This window comes from Enterovibrio nigricans DSM 22720, assembly GCF_900167155.1.
Classification (GTDB): domain Bacteria; phylum Pseudomonadota; class Gammaproteobacteria; order Enterobacterales; family Vibrionaceae; genus Enterovibrio; species Enterovibrio nigricans.
In genome coordinates, this window is record NZ_FUXU01000197.1 from 1 (window position 1) to 1,983 (window position 1,983).

The window sequence follows — 1,983 nt, forward strand, 5'->3', positions numbered from 1 at the left end:
CATGCTTAATAAACGACGAGGAAGGTGACACTAGATTGCCTGAAACCTAAAACTTTGCAACGGAGCCCTAAATTTTGTTGGAAGGATGAAATTGCTTGATAGCCAGTCGACATACACGGGTGGCAATTGTCGCTTTGCTTGATGCGAAGTAGTCATTGGCGGAAAAGCGGGAGCTTTTGCTAGAGTATTCCAAACATTGTTATCAATCACGTCTGCTGCGCGAAAAATTACGGTTTGCATCTACGTTAAGTTATTCACTTTTTCTGTGGATAACTCGGTTATTTGTGTTGGTTATGCCAACCTATATCTCAGATAGTAAAAGGATTATGGCTGGTTGGTTATCTTGCGGTCATAATTCATACACTTGGTATCAATTTCTTTCTCCTCGCAAATTTTGTTCTATTTTGAATTCCTTATTCGTTAAACTAGGTGTCACGAAGCGGAGAGGCCCCGTGTGGAAGATAATGTTTGGAGTATGCATTGATCTCTGTAGAAAAATATGAGGGATTAACAGCACGGATTGCGCTCATTAATGAGGAAATTAAACGGCAGGATGTCGAATTCTACCTGTTTGTCCCTGGGGAATTGAATTTCTCCAAAAACGTTATCAGTGAAGATCAGTTCTACAATACGGTATTGTCTAATACCCGTACTTATTTCACGTCTCAGTACCATTTACCGCTGGTGCATTCTCGACTTGCGAGTCGGGATAAATTGCCGTCTGACAAATACCGCGTCAGTTTGAGTTTGTACGCCTATCAATATGCGCTTTCTTTAGAAAAAACGACGCATCGATTCTTCGATACGATGGCAGATGTTGGGGAAGATGAAGCGGTCGAGCAATTGGAATTTATCACCGATATGGCGGTGGAAATTCTTCGACGACTTCGTCGTTATGTGCCAAAAGACGAAAGCCTCATTAAATACTACAACAACATCGATAACTATCTGTCTTGGTTGACGGAGCAACGTTTCTTGTCGTTGGTTGCGCACATGCCGAGAAGCGCTGCATTTAAACCGATGCGCGAGCAGTTGATAGGGTTTTGTGAATCTGAGGCGAAATACCGTGTCGAACGAAATTATAACTCGTTAAAAGCCCAGAATGACCCTACGCGCATGGTGAACAAAATGCGCTTAGCGAGACGTTTGATTGAATACCCCGTTACGATTCGACAAAACGATGTGGTATTAGGCCAAACCTTGAACAAGTTGGCGAAGGGCACCGCAACAGGGCTGGTGATGATCTTTGTGACGTTCGCGATTATCCGAATGCGCAGTTTCTTGGGTGAAATTACCATGTCGTTTGTACTGGCGATGGCTGGTCTTTATGCGCTTCGCGAGATTTTTAAAGATGATTTGAGAGACGTACTTTGGCGCTGGATTCGTAAAGGGCGACCGAAGTGGCGCAAGATGTTTACTGACCCGACGTCCGGTCAGCGTATCGGGAGTCAGTTAGAGTGGCTTGATTACATTCCTTTCGACAAGCTGCCTGAAGATGTGCGAAAGCTGCGTAAGGGTAAGCTGCGACAGCGAGAAGAGTCTGTTGTGCGTATAAAGATGGTGACGCAAATGTCGACCACCAAATTTCTGAGCGGTTACGACATGACACGTGAAGTGTGGCGAGTTGATTTCCGCCCATTCTCTCGGTTAATGGCGCGTGGTAAGCATCGTTACTACGCGTTGAATGAGGGCAAGGTGTCGCATGAGTCGATTGATAAGCGCCACCAATTCAACCTGATTTCCAAGCAAAAAAAACCTGACGGTAGCGTGACATTACAGCGTTGGAAAATCACGGTTAATCGCTCAAAAGTGATTGATGTAGAAGAAGTAATTAGCTGATGCTTTCTGAAGAAACGGGGTGGCGATAATGCCACCTGTTGTGGCTGGAACGGGGTTGTTGCAAAAAATCCGTAGTGATCCAAAATCGTCTCATTTCTCCCTGGCGGATAACGGATAGATGGCCAACAACGAATTCAAATGGAA

General features: G+C 44.8%; 1 protein-coding gene. It reads left to right on the forward strand.

Annotated elements, in window-relative coordinates; all coding sequences use genetic code 11:
• Positions 1 to 480: 480 nt before the first annotated feature.
• On the forward strand, positions 481 to 1,839 hold the full coding sequence (locus tag B5D35_RS23495) for a hypothetical protein (RefSeq protein ID WP_078754812.1): 1,359 nt from the start codon (positions 481 to 483) through the stop codon (positions 1,837 to 1,839).
• Positions 1,840 to 1,983: the final 144 nt, after the last annotated feature.